Origin of the sequence: Metalysinibacillus jejuensis, assembly GCF_003057615.1 — a bacterium.
GTDB lineage: Bacteria > Bacillota > Bacilli > Bacillales_A > Planococcaceae > Metalysinibacillus > Metalysinibacillus jejuensis.
The window spans coordinates 1-511 of record NZ_QAFW01000161.1; the positions used below are offsets into that span (position 1 = coordinate 1).

Annotated in this window: 1 protein-coding gene; it reads left to right on the forward strand. The window is 37.4% G+C overall.

The features are described from left to right. Positions 1 to 377: 377 nt before the first annotated feature. The coding region (locus tag DDE80_RS14680; protein WP_235612357.1) for a PD-(D/E)XK nuclease family transposase at positions 378 to 511 on the forward strand (134 nt) is incomplete at its 3' end.

Sequence of the window (511 nt, forward strand, 5' to 3'; positions counted from 1 at the left end):
GCTTTGTTGAATGATTTTAGTACCGAGTATAACTTGTCACAACGGATGATTGTTGAAGGTGCACTGATTGAATACTTTCAAAAGTATGGCTATGGGGAACGTGTGCAACAAGCCATCCACTAACAAAACGTGAAAATGCCGAAAATGCTGACGTGCTGAAAAAGTACTGTCGACATGTCGGCATTTTTGCTTATTATTTTTTTATTGTGACCGTCTCTAAAGGCTGTAGTATCAATACTCCCCCGTATTCCCGTTAGTTGAGGTAGGGGAAGGTAAATGACGATAGAACGTAGGACATGGTATACTAGTTATAAGAAATACTAGAGGTGAGTGCGATGAATCGACGTGCGTTAAAACGTATGCCCTTAGATAAATTAATGGATTTGAAAGTAGATTATGCCTTTAAGCAACTATTTGGTAGTGAAAAAAATAAAGATATTACGGTGGTATTCCTAAATGCCATCTTACAAAAAACAGGGCGCAATACCATCAAAGAAGTAGTATTTATTAA